This window comes from Antarctobacter sp., from assembly GCF_965277915.1.
Classification (GTDB): Bacteria; Pseudomonadota; Alphaproteobacteria; order Rhodobacterales; family Rhodobacteraceae; genus Antarctobacter.
Genome location: NZ_OZ255849.1, coordinates 4,796,240 through 4,811,070, shown reverse-complemented (window position 1 = coordinate 4,811,070; position 14,831 = coordinate 4,796,240). Strand labels below are relative to the sequence as shown.

The 14,831-nt window shown below is 66.5% G+C and carries 17 protein-coding genes; 8 read left to right on the top strand and 9 right to left on the bottom strand.

Annotation, left to right across the window (positions count from 1 at the left end; genetic code table 11):
- Window positions 1-19: 19 nt before the first annotated feature.
- Genes ACQY5B_RS24370 through ACQY5B_RS24355 form a run of 4 tightly spaced genes read left to right on the top strand, consistent with a single transcriptional unit; the run spans window position 20 to window position 2,908 of the window.
- A complete protein-coding gene (locus ACQY5B_RS24370) occupies window positions 20-475 on the top strand; it encodes a YaiI/YqxD family protein (protein WP_420326949.1) in 456 nt (151 codons plus the stop codon).
- Window positions 472-1,092: an HAD family hydrolase gene (locus ACQY5B_RS24365; protein ID WP_305970198.1), complete on the top strand. Its 621-nt coding sequence runs from the start codon at window positions 472-474 to the stop codon at window positions 1,090-1,092. The genes ACQY5B_RS24370 and ACQY5B_RS24365 overlap by 4 nt, the downstream gene beginning before the upstream one ends.
- Window positions 1,089-1,997: an ornithine cyclodeaminase family protein gene (locus ACQY5B_RS24360; RefSeq protein WP_420326950.1), complete on the top strand. Its 909-nt coding sequence runs from the start codon at window positions 1,089-1,091 to the stop codon at window positions 1,995-1,997. The genes ACQY5B_RS24365 and ACQY5B_RS24360 overlap by 4 nt, the downstream gene beginning before the upstream one ends.
- Window positions 1,994-2,908: an alpha/beta fold hydrolase gene (locus ACQY5B_RS24355; protein ID WP_420326951.1), complete on the top strand. Its 915-nt coding sequence runs from the start codon at window positions 1,994-1,996 to the stop codon at window positions 2,906-2,908. Before ACQY5B_RS24360 ends, ACQY5B_RS24355 begins: the two co-directional genes overlap by 4 nt.
- A gap of 76 nt (window positions 2,909-2,984) precedes the next feature.
- Here the strand turns inward: ACQY5B_RS24355 and ACQY5B_RS24350 are convergent, their stop codons facing one another.
- Together ACQY5B_RS24350 and ACQY5B_RS24345 are read right to left on the bottom strand one after the other, a co-directional pair.
- Entirely contained in the window at window positions 2,985-4,226 is a 1,242-nt protein-coding gene (locus tag ACQY5B_RS24350) for an MFS transporter (RefSeq protein WP_420326952.1), read from the bottom strand.
- A 90-nt stretch (window positions 4,227-4,316) separates the two neighbouring features.
- A complete protein-coding gene (locus ACQY5B_RS24345) occupies window positions 4,317-4,706 on the bottom strand; it encodes a leucine-rich repeat domain-containing protein (RefSeq protein ID WP_420326953.1) in 390 nt (129 codons plus the stop codon).
- Window positions 4,707-4,816: 110 nt separating this feature from the next.
- On the opposite strand from ACQY5B_RS24345, the gene zapE reads away from it, so the two are divergent.
- Window positions 4,817-5,872: a cell division protein ZapE gene (gene zapE, locus ACQY5B_RS24340; protein ID WP_305970193.1), complete on the top strand. Its 1,056-nt coding sequence runs from the start codon at window positions 4,817-4,819 to the stop codon at window positions 5,870-5,872.
- Window positions 5,873-5,959: 87 nt separating this feature from the next.
- On the opposite strand, the gene ACQY5B_RS24335 is transcribed toward zapE, so the two are convergent.
- The 5 genes from ACQY5B_RS24335 to ACQY5B_RS24315 form a co-directional block, all read right to left on the bottom strand.
- Window positions 5,960-6,337, bottom strand: coding sequence for a LysM peptidoglycan-binding domain-containing protein (locus ACQY5B_RS24335; RefSeq protein WP_420326954.1), 378 nt, complete (start codon window positions 6,335-6,337; stop codon window positions 5,960-5,962).
- Between the two features lie 202 nt (window positions 6,338-6,539).
- Window positions 6,540-7,823, bottom strand: coding sequence for a bifunctional folylpolyglutamate synthase/dihydrofolate synthase (locus ACQY5B_RS24330; RefSeq protein ID WP_420326955.1), 1,284 nt, complete (start codon window positions 7,821-7,823; stop codon window positions 6,540-6,542).
- Window positions 7,824-7,851: 28 nt separating this feature from the next.
- Window positions 7,852-8,793 carry an acetyl-CoA carboxylase, carboxyltransferase subunit beta gene (accD, locus tag ACQY5B_RS24325; RefSeq protein WP_305970190.1) on the bottom strand — a complete coding sequence of 314 codons (942 nt, stop codon included), beginning with the start codon at window positions 8,791-8,793 and terminating at the stop codon, window positions 7,852-7,854.
- A 104-nt stretch (window positions 8,794-8,897) separates the two neighbouring features.
- Window positions 8,898-9,788, bottom strand: coding sequence for a CPBP family intramembrane glutamic endopeptidase (locus ACQY5B_RS24320; protein WP_420326956.1), 891 nt, complete (start codon window positions 9,786-9,788; stop codon window positions 8,898-8,900).
- A 7-nt stretch (window positions 9,789-9,795) separates the two neighbouring features.
- Entirely contained in the window at window positions 9,796-10,734 is a 939-nt protein-coding gene (locus tag ACQY5B_RS24315) for a fatty acid desaturase family protein (RefSeq protein WP_420326957.1), read from the bottom strand.
- A gap of 115 nt (window positions 10,735-10,849) precedes the next feature.
- Here ACQY5B_RS24315 and ACQY5B_RS24310 point away from each other — a divergent pair, with 115 nt between their 5' ends.
- On the top strand, window positions 10,850-11,785 hold the full coding sequence (locus ACQY5B_RS24310) for an AEC family transporter (RefSeq protein WP_305970187.1): 936 nt from the start codon (window positions 10,850-10,852) through the stop codon (window positions 11,783-11,785).
- A 26-nt stretch (window positions 11,786-11,811) separates the two neighbouring features.
- On the opposite strand, the gene ACQY5B_RS24305 is transcribed toward ACQY5B_RS24310, so the two are convergent.
- Window positions 11,812-11,994, bottom strand: a complete 183-nt coding sequence (locus tag ACQY5B_RS24305; protein ID WP_305970186.1) for a hypothetical protein — start codon at window positions 11,992-11,994, stop codon at window positions 11,812-11,814.
- 110 nt (window positions 11,995-12,104) lie between these two features.
- Complete coding sequence (locus ACQY5B_RS24300) at window positions 12,105-12,812, bottom strand: NYN domain-containing protein (protein ID WP_420326958.1); 708 nt, start codon at window positions 12,810-12,812, stop codon at window positions 12,105-12,107.
- Between the two features lie 166 nt (window positions 12,813-12,978).
- Here ACQY5B_RS24300 and ACQY5B_RS24295 point away from each other — a divergent pair, with 166 nt between their 5' ends.
- Both ACQY5B_RS24295 and ACQY5B_RS24290 read left to right on the top strand, forming a co-directional pair.
- Window positions 12,979-14,241, top strand: a complete 1,263-nt coding sequence (locus ACQY5B_RS24295) for a PQQ-dependent sugar dehydrogenase (RefSeq protein WP_305970184.1) — start codon at window positions 12,979-12,981, stop codon at window positions 14,239-14,241.
- Entirely contained in the window at window positions 14,241-14,831 is a 591-nt protein-coding gene (locus ACQY5B_RS24290) for a c-type cytochrome (RefSeq protein WP_420326959.1), read from the top strand. The genes ACQY5B_RS24295 and ACQY5B_RS24290 overlap by 1 nt, the downstream gene beginning before the upstream one ends.

The following is a 14,831-nucleotide window of genomic DNA, read 5'->3' as shown; positions in this document are numbered from 1 at the left end:
TCGCGGGCGGGAGCGTGCGATGACGCTATATGTCGACGCCGATGCCTGCCCGGTCAAGGCAGAGGCCGAAACCGTCGCCACCCGGCACAGGCTGGCGATGGTTCTGGTCGCCAACGGCGGGCTGCGCCCCTCGCGCAACCCGCTGGTCAGCCTGCAGATCGTTCCCGACGGTCCCGACGAGGCGGACAAGTGGATCGCCGACCGCGCAGGCCCCGGCGACGTGGTCATCACAAACGACATCCCGCTGGCGGCCAAATGCGTCGAGGCGGGCGCGCAGGTCCTGCGCCCGGACGGCTCTGCCCTGACGCAGGCCAACATCGGGGCACAACTGGCGATGCGCGACCTGATGAGCGACCTGCGCGCCGCCGATCCCTTTCGGCAGGGGTCGGGCAAGGGGTTTACAAAGGCCGACCGCAGCCGTTTCCTCGACGCATTGGAACGGGCTGTCCGGCAGGCAGGGAAGACAAAGACATGACCATCAAGGCGGTGATCTTCGACATCGGCAACGTGCTGATCGAATGGCAGCCCGAACGCTACTACGACGCGCGGATCGGCGAGGACCGGCGCCGCGCCATGTTCGCCCAACTGGACCTGCACGGCATGAACGACGTCATCGACCGCGGCGGCGATTTCCGCGGCACGGTCTACGACTGGGCGGAAAAGACCCCGGAATGGGGAGAGGAAATCCGCCTCTGGCACGACGACTGGCTGGAAATGGCGAAACCGGCCATCCCCCGTTCCGTCCGTGTGATGCGGGCGCTGAAGGCCAAGGGCACGCCGGTCCACGCGCTGACCAACTTCGGCATCGGCACCTGGGAAATCGCCACCCCGGCCTACGACTTCCTGAACGAGTTCGACCAGGCCTTCGTCAGCGGCCACATGGGCGTCATCAAACCCGAAGCCGAAATCTACGAACAGGTCGAAACCCGGCTCGGCCTGCCCGGCCAGGCGTTGCTGTTCACCGACGACCGCGCCGACAATATCGCCGCCGCCGCCGCGCGCGGCTGGCACACCCATCACTTCACCGGACCTGACGGCTGGGCAGAACGGCTCGTCGCCGAAGGTCTGCTGACCGAAAGCGAGGCGCAATGACCACCATCATTCCTTTCGACGAGGGCGAGAGGAACCTCGACTGGCTTGGCCTCGCGCGGGCCTTTGACGCGGGCCACCAGCGCCCCAAGGCCGAGATCGAGGATGTCTTTCTCTACCGCGGCAAGGACACGCTGCTGAATCGTTCGGCCTGGATCGACGGGCTGGGAATCGCGGTCAAGGCGGCCACGGTCTTTCCCGGCAACCCGGACAAGGGCAAGCCGATGATCGGCGGCGCGGTCAACCTCTTCGACGATACCGACGGCAGCCTGTCGGCGGTGGTGGATTTCCACCTCGTCACCAAGTGGAAGACCGCCGGCGACAGCCTCTGCGCGGCGCTGAAACTGGCCCGGCCCGACAGCCGCAGGATCCTGATCGTCGGCGCGGGCACGGTTGGCGCCTCACTGCACCAAGCCTATTCCGCCGGTTTCCCGGATGCAGAGTTCACGGTCTGGAACCGCACCCCCGACAAGGCCCGCACCTTCGCCGAAGAGCGTGGTATCGCCTGGGCCGAGGATCTCGAACAGGCGGTGGGCGCCGCCGATATCGTCACCTCGGCCACCATGAGCACGGATCCGCTTCTGAAAGGCGACTGGTTCCGCCCCGGCCAGCACATCGACCTGATCGGCGCCTACCGCCCCGACATGCGCGAGGCCGACGACAGGGCGATCAAGCGCGCGCGCCTTTTCGTGGACAGCTACGACACCACCCTCGGCCATATCGGAGAGCTCAAGATCCCCCTGACCAACGGGTTGATCACCGGCCATGACATCGTCGCCGACTACTATGCGCCGGAGTTTTTCCAGCGCCGCAGCGACGACGAGATCACCCTGTTCAAGAACGGCGGCGGCGCGCATCTGGACCTGATGTGCGCGCGCTACATCCTCGACGCCTGGCAGGCGGCATGACCCTGGCCGGCGGCGCTCTGGCGCTTGCCGCCCTCGGCGCCGCCGCCCTGCCCGCCTGGCGCGAAACCCGCCGCCAAGACGTCGCCGGTCTCCAGACCAACGCTCCCGGGCAATTCGCCGACCTGTCGCAGGGACGCACCCATTACCAGTGGTCCGGCCCCGAGGAGGCCCCGATCGTGGTCTGCGTCCACGGGTTGACCACCCCCTCCTTCGTCTGGCGCGGCCTGATACCTCACCTGACCGCCGCAGGCGCACGGGTGCTCAGCTACGATCTCTACGGGCGCGGCTTTTCCGATGCGCCGCCCGGCCGCCAGACCGGCGCCTTCTTCACCCGGCAGCTGTCCGACCTGCTGGCGCATGAGGGGATCGACGCCCCGGTGACCTTTGTGGGCTACTCGATGGGCGGCGCCATCGTCACCTGCTTTGCCGCCGCGCATCCGGACCGCGTGCACCGGCTGGCCCTCGTGGCCCCCGCGGGCTTGGGCCACGATCTCGGACCGATTGCCCGTTTCACCACCGGCGTGCCCGTGCTGGGCGACTGGCTCTTTCACATGATGTATCCCCGCCAGTTGCGCGCGGGCATCGCGGCAGAACGCGCCCTGCCCTCCTCGGTCCAGGGGATTACGGATCTGCAACTGGCACAGCTCGACCGGCGCGGGTTTCTTCGGTCTGTGCTATCCTCGCTGCGGGGCATCCTGCACGCACCCCTGGAAGCGGAACACCGCAAGATCGCCGGGACCGGGATCCCCGTCACGGCGGTCTGGGGCCGCGAGGACAAGGTGATCCCGCTCGGCGCCCTGCGCGCCCTGGCCCGGTGGAATCCCGCCGCCCGGCAAGAGGTCATCGACGGCGCCGGCCATGGCCTCACCTACACCCACACGGATCAACTCGCCCGCGCGCTCGATCTCTGAACGTCCAGCGTTTCTTTGGGCCCCAAATACCTCTGGGGGGAGGCTCGCAGAGTCGGGGGGCAACGCCCCCCTTGCCTCAGGCGGCCGCGGGCACAGGTGCCGGGCGGCTTTCCCGGATCGGCAGATGCACCAGCGCGCTCAGCGCTCCGACACCCACGCCGATCCACCAGACCATCGTGTAGTCCCCGGTCACGTCATACAGGCGTCCCCCCAGCCAGACCCCAAGGAAGCCGCCGACCTGGTGGCTGAAAAAGACGACACCGTAGAGCGTGCCCATGTAGCGCAGCCCGTACAGATGCGCGACGAGGCCGGAGGTCAGCGGCACCGTCGCCAGCCAGAGCGAGCCCATCACGGCGGAAAAGACCAGCACGCTGCCCGGGGTGATCGGCATCAGGATGAAGGCGGCGGCCACGACCGTGCGCGCGGTATAGATCAGCGCCAGCAGGTACTTGCGCGGAAAGAGATTGCCCAGCCAGCCCGCCGTCAGCGTCCCCGCGATGTTGAACAGCCCGATCAGCGCGATCGAGGCGGCCCCCAAGGCCGAGGTCGTCGTCACCCCCAGAGAATGCAGCGTGCTGCCCACGGCAATCGGCCCGCACATCTCGGTCACCAGCGCCGGGAAATGCGCGGTGATGAAGGCCAGTTGATAGCCGCAGGAAAAGAACCCGATGAAGATCAGCGAGAAAGAGGGATCGCGGAACGCCCGCCGCAGGATCACGCCCATGCTCTCCTCGATCTCGGTTTTCGAGGCCGCCGGCGCCCGCATCAGAGGCAGCGTCAGCAGCACCGTCAGCAGCACGCCGGCAAAGACGAAAAAGACCATCTGCCAGGACATCAGCCCCAGCAGCGCCTCGGCCACCGGCGCGCCCACCACCTGGCCCGCGCTGCCCGCCGCCGTGGCAATGGCCAGCGACATCGACCTGTTCGCATCGCTCGACGCCCGGCCCACCACCGCCAGGATCACGCCGAAGCCGGTGCCCGCGATGCCGAAGCCCACCAGAACCTCCAGCGCCTGCAGCGAAAACGGATCGCTCGACAGGCCCGACAGGACCAGCCCGATGGCATACATCACCGCGCCCAGGATGATTGCCACCCGGTCGCCCATGCGTTCGGCAAAGGCGCCGAACAGCGGTTGGCCGATGCCCCAGGCCAGGTTCTGGATCGCGATGGCCAGGCTGAACTCGGCCCGGGCCCAGCCGAATTCCTCGGCAATCGGGATCTGGAAGACCCCGAAACTGGCCCGGACGGCAAAGCTGACAAGGATGATGATGCAGCCGACGATCAGGACCGGCGTGAAAAGCGGGGCACGGGACGACATGATGGAATCTCCGGAACACGGGCGCCGAGAAGTCGCCCGTTCGCCCCCCAGCGTCAATCTCGAATGCGTGATGTTTCGGTTCAGTATTCCTTATGCGTCACCGCGCCAGCCGGTCAGGCGCGCGCCCCCGGTCAGGTGATCGACAAGGTCGCTGGCCCGAACCTCCGGGTCCTCGGTCTCGGCGATCCGCGCCAGCGCCCGGTCGCGCAGGGCCGCGGGCGTGTCCTCGAAGGAAATGCCCACCTCGCCCTCGCCTTCGCAAAGCGCGGGCAGGCCAAGGATCGGGCGCAGGTCCTGCACCTGTGAGCCGGTCAGGTCCAGCACCGCCAGCTTCGGCAGCCCCTTCAGCGGCGACAGGTCCGTCACCCCGGTGCGCCGGATCGACAGCTGGCGCAGCCCCCGGCACCGCGCCAGCGGCGACAGGTCGGTGACGGCGGTCCCGTCCAGCCACAGCTCTTGCAGCCGTTCCTCGTCCTCCATCCGCGCCCCCCGCCTGTCACCGCATCAAGCGCCCCTGCCATGTGCCGCCGTCCCCCCGCAAGCCGCACGGCGCCTCTACACAAGGCCCCGCGCATTGGCTATGCGAGGGCATGGCCACTGTCACAGAAGTCTACCAATCCCGTGTCGCATCGGGAAAGATCAAGCCGGACGAGGCGCAGACCGCCGTCCTGCCCGAACTGGAACGGCTGCGCACCGATCTGGCACAGCCGGTCAAGCGCGGCTTTTTCCGCAAGACCATCGAGGCGCCGCAGGGCCTGTACCTCTGGGGCGGCGTCGGCCGGGGCAAATCCATGCTGATGGACCTCTTTGTCGACACGCTGGACGTGCCCGCGCGCCGGGTGCATTTCCACGCCTTCATGCAAGAGGTCCAGGCCGCGATCCACAAGCTGCGCAGCCAGGGCGCCGAGGACCCAATCAAACCCGTCGCCAAGGACATCAGCGACACGGTGCGCGTGCTGGCCTTCGACGAGATGCAGATCACCGACATCGCCGACGCGATGATCGTGGGCCGCCTCTTCGAGGCGCTGTTCGACGGCGGAACCACCGTTGTCACCACCTCGAACCGGCTGCCCGACGATCTCTACAAGGACGGCCTGAACCGGCAATTGTTCCTGCCCTTCATCGACTTCCTCAAAGAGCGGATGGTGGTGCGCGAACTGGCCTCGGACCGCGACCACCGGCAGGACCGGCTGGCCGGGGCCAAGGTCTTTTTCACCCCCGCCGACGCCGAGGCCCGCAGCCAGATCGACGCCCTGTGGGAGGAACTGACCCACGGGCTGGAAGAACCCCTGACCCTGCACGTCAAGGGCCGCGAGGTGGAATTGCCGCGCTATCACAACGGTGTCGCGCGGGCGTCGTTCTTTGACCTCTGCGGCCGGATGCTGGGCCCCGCCGACTACCTCAAGCTGGCCGAGAGCGTGCGCGTCCTCATCATCGAGAACATCCCGCAGCTCTCGCGCCGCAACTTCAACGAGGCCAAACGCTTCGTCACCCTGATCGACACGCTCTACGAGGCGCGGGTCAAGCTGATCGCCTCTGCCGCCGCGCAGCCCGAAATGCTCTATGTCGAGGGCGAGGGCAGTTTCGAGTTCGAACGCACCGCCAGTCGCCTGCGCGAAATGCAGGCCGCCGAGTGGTCCACCTGACACAGGGCCGGCACCGGGCGCAAAAAAAAGGGGGCCGGTAGAACCGGCCCCAGTTTTATGCTCGTTGCTTGCCTGTAGTCTTCTTGGTCACAAAACCGGGATGGTCAGCTCCTGTCCCACCCGGATCCTGTCTGGAGCGGAGATCTTGTCGCGGTTGGCGTCGTAGATCACCATGTATTGCATCGTGTCGCCGTAAGAGCGGTAGGAAATCGCGGTCAGGCTGTCGCCCTGCCGGACCGTATGGACCTCTGCTCGGGCCAGGGGACGTGTCCGCAGTGCGTCCGGGCCGGCACCCACCCCCGGGGCCTTGCCCGCTGCCCCCTGCGAGGCCCTGAGCGCCGCTGTGATCGCCAGCGCCGGGTTGGCGGTCTGCGGTTGCGGGGTCGGGGCCTGTGTCACCTCGACCGACCGGGCGAGGGTCGGCGCGGCAAGCAGACAGAGTCCGACTGCGAATGCGCAGCGCATTTTGTGCAGCATTTTCAGTTGTCCCCCAAGATGCGGCGAAACACGTCATCCCCGTGTGTTTCGGCGCGGCAGCTTGTCCAAATATAGGCAAAGCGCCGCGAATCAGTCAAGACAAAGTGATTCGCGGCCTACAAGTTTCTGGGGAACTCAAGCCAAATCAAAAGGCTGATTCGGCCTGTACGCGGACGCCATGGGCCCGGCGTCAGCTCATCCCCTCGCGCAGCACGGAGCCCGCCAGGTACAACGATCCGCAGATCAGCACCCGTGCGCCGGGCGTCTCGGCCACGATGGCGCGCAGGGCCGCAGCCACGTCTTCGGCCATCAGGGCCCGATGGCCGGAGTCTTCGGCCATGCGGGCGGTGTCCTCGGCCGACAGCGTATTGGCCTCGCCGGGGATGTTCACCGCGGTCAGGCTGTCGGCCACCGCCGCCAGCGGCGCCAGGAAACCGCGCGCGTCCTTGGTGTTCAGCATCCCGCAGATCAGGTGCGTCGGGCGTTCGGGCAGACCGCCCAGATGCGCAGCCAGCGCCTTGCCCGCCGCCGGGTTGTGTCCGCCGTCCAGCCACAATTCCGCCTCGGGCGCGATCTCGGTCAGCGGCCCCTGCCGCAAGCGCTGCATCCGCGCGGGCCAGTTCGCCTCGGTCATGGCGCCCTCGAATGCGGCCTCTCCCAGGCCGAGGTGCCGCAAGACCGCCAGCGCCGCGCCCGCGTTCTCGATCTGGTGGGCGCCCGGCAGCGCCGGCATCGGCAGGTCCAGCAGGCCGTTCTCATCCTGGAACACCAGCCGCCCGCGCTCTTCCCAGGCGTGCCAGTGCTGCCCCTGCGCCAGCAAGGGCGCGCCCAGCGCCTCGGCCCGCGCCTCGATCACCTCCAGCGCCTCGTCCGGTTGCGGGCCGACCACGCAGGGCACACCCCGCTTGATGATCCCGGCCTTTTCCCCCGCGATCCGCGCCAGCGTGTCGCCCAGGAACTGTTCGTGGTCCATCGAAATCGGCGTGATCACTGTCGCCGCGGGCCGGGCCACGACGTTGGTGGCATCCAGCCGCCCGCCCAGCCCGGTCTCCAGCAGCACGAAATCCGCCGGAACCCGGCTCATCGCCAGGATGGCGGCGCAGGTGGTGATCTCGAAATAGGTGATCGACGCGCCACCATTGGCGGTCACGCATTCGTCCAGCACCTCGGTCAGGGCCTGTTCGGAAATCAACTCTCCGCGCAGGCGGATGCGCTCATGGAACCGCGCCAAATGCGGCGAGGTATAGGCGTGGCAGCTCTGCCCCGCCGCCTCGATCCCGGCGCGGATCATGGCCAGGGTCGATCCCTTGCCGTTGGTGCCCGCCAGGTGGATCACCGGCGGCAGTTCCTGCTCCGGATGGCCCAGCGCCTCCAGCAGCTGCCAGACCCGGTCCAGCGTCAGGTCGATGATCTTGGGGTGCAGCGTCATCATGCGCTGCAGCAACTGGTCGGACCCAGGCGCGACTACGGTCATCTTGATGGAACCTATCGAAAGGCGGAGACTACTCCGCGGAATCGTCCAGTGCCGCGTTCGGCTCGGCGGAGGGTTTAAGATCGTCCGGGCCGGGCGCGGGCAGGTCGCCCCAGGTCGCCGGCGGCATCTTCATCAGCATACGGGTGATGACGATCAGCTCTTCGCGCATCTTGCGGCGGTCCGTCACCCGGTCAAGCATCCCGTGTTCCAGCAGGTATTCCGCGCGCTGGAACCCCTCGGGCAGCTTTTCGCGGATCGTCTGTTCGATCACGCGGGGACCGGCGAAACAGATCAGCGCGTTCGGCTCGGCGATCTGCACGTCGCCCAACATCGCGTAGGACGCGGTCACGCCGCCCGTCGTCGGATGGGTCAGGACCACGATGTAGGGCAGCCCGGCCTCTTTCAGCATTTGCACGGCGACCGTGGATCGCGGCATCTGCATCAGGCTCAGGATGCCTTCCTGCATCCGCGCGCCACCGGCGGCGGAAAACAGCACCAGCGGGCGGCCCAGCTTTACCGCCTCCTGCGCAGCGGCGATGATGGCGTTGCCGACATACATCCCCATCGACCCGCCCATAAAGCTGAAGTCCTGCGCAGCGGCCACGATGGGCGTGCGCCCGATCTCTCCGGCGGCCACCAGCATGGCTTCCTTTTCGCCGGTGCTCTTCTGCGCCGCCTTCATGCGGTCGGGATAGCGTTTCTGGTCGCGGAAATGCAGCGGGTCAGGCAGCGGGTCGGGCACCGCGACCTCGGTGAACACGCCGCCGTCGAACAGCGACAGGAACCGGTCGCGCGGCGTGATGTGCATGTGGTGCCCGCAGTTCGTGCAGACGTTCAGGTTGTCGCTGATCTCGCGGTGGAACAGCATCGTGCCGCAGCCGTCGCATTTGGACCAAAGGTTCTCCGGCACCTCGCGGCGCGAAAAGATCGAGTTGATCCGGGGGCGGACGTAGTTGGTGATCCAGTTCATGAAAGGCTCGCGCGGGTTCCAGGATGGGCGAGAAATAGGCAAGCCGCCCCGGAATTGCAATCAACCAAAGCCAGTGGCCCTGCCCGCGCAGGCAATCCCCTGCCCTACAGCCGCAGCGCCACGCGCGCCGCCAGCCAGCTGACCCCGATCAGCGCCAGGTCCAACGGCAAGAGCGCCGCAAGCGCCGCCTCGTCGCCGGGACCAAAGGGCAACTGCCGCAGCGCCAGGCCGGACATTTCCCCCTGCAGGGCGGTCACCGCGAAAGCCATGAAGTTGTTGACGAAATGCAGCCCGATCGCCGGGCCGAGGTTGCCCGCCCGCGCCGTCAGGTCCGCCGCTGCCAGCCCGAACAGCGCGCTCCACACAGCGATCAGCGCCGCGTTGCCGCCATAGACCCCGGGCAGGTAGTGGCCAACGCCGAAAACGACCGACGGCAGGCCCAGCCAGATCAGCGGATGCCGGAAGCGCGCCGCCAGCTGCGACTGGAAATAGCCTCGGAAAAAGACCTCTTCGGCGCCGGTCTGGATGATCAGGACCACCAGAGTCGTCGGCAGGAACAGCATCCAGCTGTTCACCGGCAGGCCCGGTACCGTCGAAGACAGGTAATCCCAGGGCGGCAACAGCAACACGGCGGCGTTCAGCAGCGCCACAGCGCCAGTCACCCGCAGGAAATCGCGCCAGAACAGCGGCCATGGGCCAATCAGGCTGCGCCCCGGCCGCTTGTGCAGGATCTCTGCCACCGCCATCGCGGCGATCCACAGGGCCCCGCTCAGCAACAGGACAAGGGTCAGGCTGCCGGGAGTGTCGCCGCTTTGCAGGTTGTCCAGCAAGGTCAGGTAGGCGTCGCCCGCCATCAGGCTGCCCAGCACCGCGATCACGCCGCGTGCCAGGGCGAACCAGATCACCACGATCAGCACCAGCCCGATGCCCAGCCGCCACAGCTCGGCGCGGCCCTCGGCGGGCAAGGTCATGAACTGGTGGCGCCTGTAGCTCATGCGGCGGTCAGGCCGTCCGGGCCGAGGCCGCGCGCAGCACCTGCGCATAGCCATTCGCCAGCATCATCCGCCCCGTCACGCCCTTGGCCCGCAGCATCGCGTGCAGGCGCGGCAGGTTATGCGCGGGCACATGCATCACCAGATGGTGTTCAAGATGGTAATTCACCCAGTAGGGGGCAAGAAACAGCCGCTCCAGCGGCCCGGCCAGGGTGGTGCGCGTGTTGCGCAAGGGATCCTCGCTGAACTCGGTCGCGCCATGTTCGGCGATATTGCGGATCCGCAGCACCATCTGGAACCATGTCAGAAGCGGCAAGAGCCACAGCGCGAACCACAGCCACCAGCCGCCCAGCGCCCAGAACAGCGCGAACAGCGCCACGTTCGCCACCAGCGCCCGGGTCAGCACCGGCCCGTGAAAGGCCTGCGCCAGGTCCTGGCTGCTGACGCCCTCGGTCTCGCCCACAAGGCGAAAGGCAAAGGCCACCTGCGCCGCCCGCTGCTTGATCCCCGTCTGGCCGGTGATGTCCCGGATCAGCTTGCGCCGCAGCGAGGCACGGGTGGTCGGAAAGGGCTTCGACAGGCGCAGGTCCGGGTCCTGTTCCGTCTGCGTATGGCGGTGGTGCATCAGGTGATAGTGCCGATAACTGGCCAGATCCGCCAGGATCGGCGCCCCGCACAGCCAGACACCGGCAAATTCGTTCAGTTTCCGTGACTTGAACAGCGCGTTATGTGCCGCCTCGTGCATCAGGATCGCCAGCCCCAGCTGCCGCGAGCCGATCACCATGAAAGCCAGCACAAAGGTCAGCACGCCGGGCCACCACAGGAACAGCGCCAGCGCGCCAAGGATCAGCCCCCAGCAATGCGCCAGCAACGCCGCGCCCCAGAGGTCGGAACGGGCCGAGAGGCTGCGAATCTCCTCCGTCGTCAAAAAGGCCTTTCCCGGTGTCATGGCCTCATGATCCGGGGCCGGGGGCATGGCTGTCAACGGTGTCGCCCTCCAATTGGATCAACAAGCCGGGAGCCTGCGCCGTTGACCCCGCCGTTCCCCGTGCTACAGCAGCGCCATGCTGGATATCTTCCTCAAGACCCTGCCCTTCTTCGGCCTGATCGGGCTGGGCTATGGCGCCGCCAAGACGCGGTTCTTCTCGGAAGAGGCCAGCGCCGCACTGACCAAGTTCGTGTTCTTCTTCGCGCTTTCGGCGATGCTCTTCCGCTTTTCGGCCAATCTGCGCTTTGACGAGATCTTCGAGCCGCGCCTGGCCAGCGCCTATCTCTGGGGCACCGCCGTCACCTGGGCCCTGGGCATGGCGGTGGCCTTCCTGCGCGGGCTGGACCTGCCCACCGCCTCGATCGAGGCGCAATGCGCCGCCATCGGCAACACCGGCTTTCTCGGCGTCCCCATGCTGGCGCTGCTTCTGGGGCAAGAGGCCGTGGGCCCGATCATCCTGATCCTTTCCATCGACCTGATCGTCTTTTCCTCGCTCCTGACGCTGTTGGTGACGGGCGCGCGCGAGGGGCACATGGGGCTGGGCATCCTGTGGAAGCTGCTGCTGGGACTGCTGAAAAACCCGATGATCGTCTCCATCGGTCTCGGCCTTGCCGTCTCGGCCAGCGGCTTGCCCGTGCCCGAGGTCGCCAACAGCTTCCTGACGACGCTGGGCAATGCCGCCACGCCCGGCGCACTCTTTGCCATCGGGGCCTCGCTGGCCTCGAAATCCGCCGAACGGATCGAGATCGCCGCCTGGCTGAGTTTCGCCAAGCTGGTGCTGCACCCGCTGTTCGTGGGGCTTGGGGTCTATATCTTCTTTCCGGTCGATGCCTACCGCGCCTCGGTGGCGGTTGCGGCCGCCGCGCTGCCGGTGGCGGGCAACGTCTTTATCCTGGCACAACACTACGGCATCGCGCCGCAGCGCGTCTCGGCCTCTATCCTGATTTCCACCACCGCCAGCATCGTCACGGTCAGTGCCGTGATCGCCACGGTCACCAGCTGGTGGCCCTGAGCCAGCCGCGAGAGCGGGAGCCTACATCAGCTCTGGTTGGCGCCGCGCATCTGGCGGATGCTGCCCCGGATCGCGCGCCAGTTCTCTGCCTCCCGGTCGTCGCCCGCATCCCGGGACTCCCGTTCGCGCTGCGCGGCCTCCGCCTCGGCCTTGCCCCCATGCGCCCGGTAAAGGGCATGTGCGATTTCGGTCGCCTTGACTGGATCCATTAGTCCATCCTCCTCTGATGTCCTGACGATTGCGCACGCCGCCCCGGCCTCCTCCGGGACGGCGTCAGGATCAACGCACGAGGCGGGCTCCGGGTTCCCGGAAATCCCGCTCAGTCGACTCGGCGCAGCAATAGCTGGTTGCCGCTGGCGCTGCGCTTGGTTTCGAAAACCTTCAGTTCCGCCACCAGGTCCGAGAGTTTGCGCTTGCCGTAGCTGCGGGTGTCGAAATCCGGGTTGGCGGCGGTGATGACCTGCCCGATATCGCCCAGGCGATACCATTCGTCGTCCTGGTCGATGGATTCCATCGCCTTGAAGATCAGGTCACGCGCCTGCGTCAGATCGGTCTTGGCCTTGGGCTTGCCGCCCGGGGCCTTCTCGGGCGCCGAATCCAGGTTTTCAAGGAAAATGAAGCGTTTGCAGGCCTTGCGGAAGGCATCCGGCGTCTTCTGCATCCCCATGCCGTAGACATCCAGCCCCTGTTCGCGGATGCGGCTGGCCAGCCGGGTGAAATCGCTGTCCGAACTCACCAGCACAAAGCCGTCGAAACGCCCCGTGTGCATCAGGTCCATCGCGTCGATCACCAGCGCGATGTCGCTGGCGTTCTTGCCCACGGTATTGGCGGGCGAGTGATGCGGCACGATGCCGAAATCCGCCTGTACCTTGTTCCAGCCCGACATCTGCTGGCTGGAGAAATCGCCATAGCAGCGGCGCACGCTGGCCTCGCCCAGAATCGCGATCTCGTCAAAGAGCGCCTTGGTGTATTTCGGCGAGGTGTTGTCGGCGTCGATCAGCACCGCGAGGAGAGTGTTTTTTGACATGGGCGCATCCTGACCCCAATGCGGGACCGGCGCAATCGCAAACGAAAATCGCCAAATTGGTAAGATTTGTTGACAGCTTGAAGAGCGTTCAATTTACTCTAGCGCGAGTCGGCGCCAATATTTCGCAACGATAAGCCGACCAAATTTGAAAAATTGGGAGGAAATTATGACCACACGACACTTGGCCTCTGCCTTGGCCCTGGCCTCGATGACGGCCCTGCCGGCCCTCGCACAGGACAACATGGACAAGCTGACGAACATGCAGCGCACCGACGCCACGTTCACCCATGTGGCGCAGGACGGCGACCGGGCCGAGGCGCTGGAAGGCATCCTGCAACACATCAATGTCCCCGACGGTTTCGAAATCAGCCTCTACGCGGTCGTGCCGGATGCGCGGTCGATGGCGGTGGCTCCGCAGGGCACCGTGACCTTCGTCGGCACCCGCAAAGACAAGGTCTGGTCGGTGGTGGACCGCGACCGCGACCGCGTGGCCGACGAGGTCTTCGACTTTGCCCCGTCGATCACTTTCGACATTCCGAACGGCCCCTGTTTCTCGCCGGACGGGTTCCTTTACATCGCCGAGCGCAACCGCGTGCTGACCTTCCCCGCGGCAGAGTTCTTTTTCGAAGGGCCCGACCCGGCCGTGGGCGTTGTCGTCGAGAAGGGCGATCTGATCCCCGAGGAAGAGGAGAGCTTCAACCATACCGCGCGGGTTTGTCGCGTCGGCCCGGACGGCAAGCTCTATATTTCGCTGGGACAGCCGCACAACGTGCAGCCCGCCGACAAGGTCGAGATGTACGACGAAATCGGCATCGGCGGCATCATCCGGATCAACACGGACGGAACCGGACGAGAGGTCTATACGCGCGGCATCCGCAATTCCGTGGGTCATGACTTCAACCCCGCCAACGGCGATCTCTGGTTCACCGACAACCAGGTCGACGGCATGGGCGATGACATTCCCCCGGGCGAGTTGAACCGGCAGACGGCGGCGGGCCAGCATTTCGGCTTCCCCTGGACCAATGCGCGTGTCGAAATCCCCGACTTCAAGGATGTCCCGCGTCCCGAAGGCGTCGAATTCGTCGAACCGCAACTGGAACTGACGGCCCATGCCGCAGATCTCGGGATGCGGTTCTACAGCGGCAATTCCTTCCCGGATGACTACAAGGGCGGCATCTTCTGGGCGCAGCACGGCTCGTGGAACCGTACCACGCCGGTCGGCGCGCGGGTGATGTTCACCCGCCTCGACGAAAACGGCGACGCGGTCAGCGCAGAGATCTTTGCCGATGGCTGGCTGGATGAAGAGACCGGCGAATATCGCGGCCGCCCGATGGACATCGCCTTCCTCAAGGACGGGTCCATGCTCGTTTCCGACGATTTCGCCGGCGCCATCTGGCGCATCGCCTACAACCCGGCACCCGCCGAATGATGCGGCGCATCCTTGCAACGATCCTCGGCGGGCTGACGCTCGCCGGGATCACCTTGGTCCTCCCCGCGGCTGCAGACGATCCTGCCGCCGGACGCAAGATCGCAAACATGTGCCGCACCTGCCACGGCATCGACGGCTATGCCGCGATCCCCATCGCGCCGCACATCGGCGGCGAGCCGGAGGACTACCTCGAAGCGCAGCTCATGGCCTTCAAGACCGGCCAGCGCCAGCACGAGATGATGAGCGTCGTCGCTGCAGGCCTCAGCGCACAGCAGATCTCGGACGTGGCGGCCTGGTACGCCGCGCACGGGGTCAAGACGAGGCTGCCGGAGGGGGTCGCCCCCGAAGACGCCCCGCAGCAATGTGTCTCGTGCCACGGCGCGGACGGCATCTCGCTCCTGCTGAACGCCCCCAACCTCGCCGGCGAGACGAACATCTACATCGACACCCAGCTCAAGGCCTTCAAGCGCGGCAAACGCGAACACGAGATCATGTCCGCCGTCGCCGCAGAGCTGACCGACGAGGAAATTCGCGAGATCGCCGACTGGTACGCGGCCGTCGAACTGACGATAACGCCTCCGGCGGACTAG

Excerpts from the sequence above, each read along its gene's own strand:
- ACQY5B_RS24370 (WP_420326949.1), top strand. The coding sequence starts at position 20 with ATGACGCTATATGTCGACGCCGATGCCTGCCCGGTCAAGGCAGAGGCC.
- ACQY5B_RS24365 (WP_305970198.1), top strand. The coding sequence starts at position 472 with ATGACCATCAAGGCGGTGATCTTCGACATCGGCAACGTGCTGATCGAA.
- ACQY5B_RS24360 (WP_420326950.1), top strand. The coding sequence starts at position 1,089 with ATGACCACCATCATTCCTTTCGACGAGGGCGAGAGGAACCTCGACTGG.
- ACQY5B_RS24355 (WP_420326951.1), top strand. The coding sequence starts at position 1,994 with ATGACCCTGGCCGGCGGCGCTCTGGCGCTTGCCGCCCTCGGCGCCGCC.
- ACQY5B_RS24350 (WP_420326952.1), bottom strand. The coding sequence starts at position 4,226 with ATGTCGTCCCGTGCCCCGCTTTTCACGCCGGTCCTGATCGTCGGCTGC.
- ACQY5B_RS24345 (WP_420326953.1), bottom strand. The coding sequence starts at position 4,706 with ATGGAGGACGAGGAACGGCTGCAAGAGCTGTGGCTGGACGGGACCGCC.
- zapE (WP_305970193.1), top strand. The coding sequence starts at position 4,817 with ATGGCCACTGTCACAGAAGTCTACCAATCCCGTGTCGCATCGGGAAAG.
- ACQY5B_RS24335 (WP_420326954.1), bottom strand. The coding sequence starts at position 6,337 with ATGCGCTGCGCATTCGCAGTCGGACTCTGTCTGCTTGCCGCGCCGACC.
- ACQY5B_RS24330 (WP_420326955.1), bottom strand. The coding sequence starts at position 7,823 with ATGACCGTAGTCGCGCCTGGGTCCGACCAGTTGCTGCAGCGCATGATG.
- accD (WP_305970190.1), bottom strand. The coding sequence starts at position 8,793 with ATGAACTGGATCACCAACTACGTCCGCCCCCGGATCAACTCGATCTTT.
- ACQY5B_RS24320 (WP_420326956.1), bottom strand. The coding sequence starts at position 9,788 with ATGAGCTACAGGCGCCACCAGTTCATGACCTTGCCCGCCGAGGGCCGC.
- ACQY5B_RS24315 (WP_420326957.1), bottom strand. The coding sequence starts at position 10,734 with ATGACACCGGGAAAGGCCTTTTTGACGACGGAGGAGATTCGCAGCCTC.
- ACQY5B_RS24310 (WP_305970187.1), top strand. The coding sequence starts at position 10,850 with ATGCTGGATATCTTCCTCAAGACCCTGCCCTTCTTCGGCCTGATCGGG.
- ACQY5B_RS24305 (WP_305970186.1), bottom strand. The coding sequence starts at position 11,994 with ATGGATCCAGTCAAGGCGACCGAAATCGCACATGCCCTTTACCGGGCG.
- ACQY5B_RS24300 (WP_420326958.1), bottom strand. The coding sequence starts at position 12,812 with ATGTCAAAAAACACTCTCCTCGCGGTGCTGATCGACGCCGACAACACC.
- ACQY5B_RS24295 (WP_305970184.1), top strand. The coding sequence starts at position 12,979 with ATGACCACACGACACTTGGCCTCTGCCTTGGCCCTGGCCTCGATGACG.
- ACQY5B_RS24290 (WP_420326959.1), top strand. The coding sequence starts at position 14,241 with ATGCGGCGCATCCTTGCAACGATCCTCGGCGGGCTGACGCTCGCCGGG.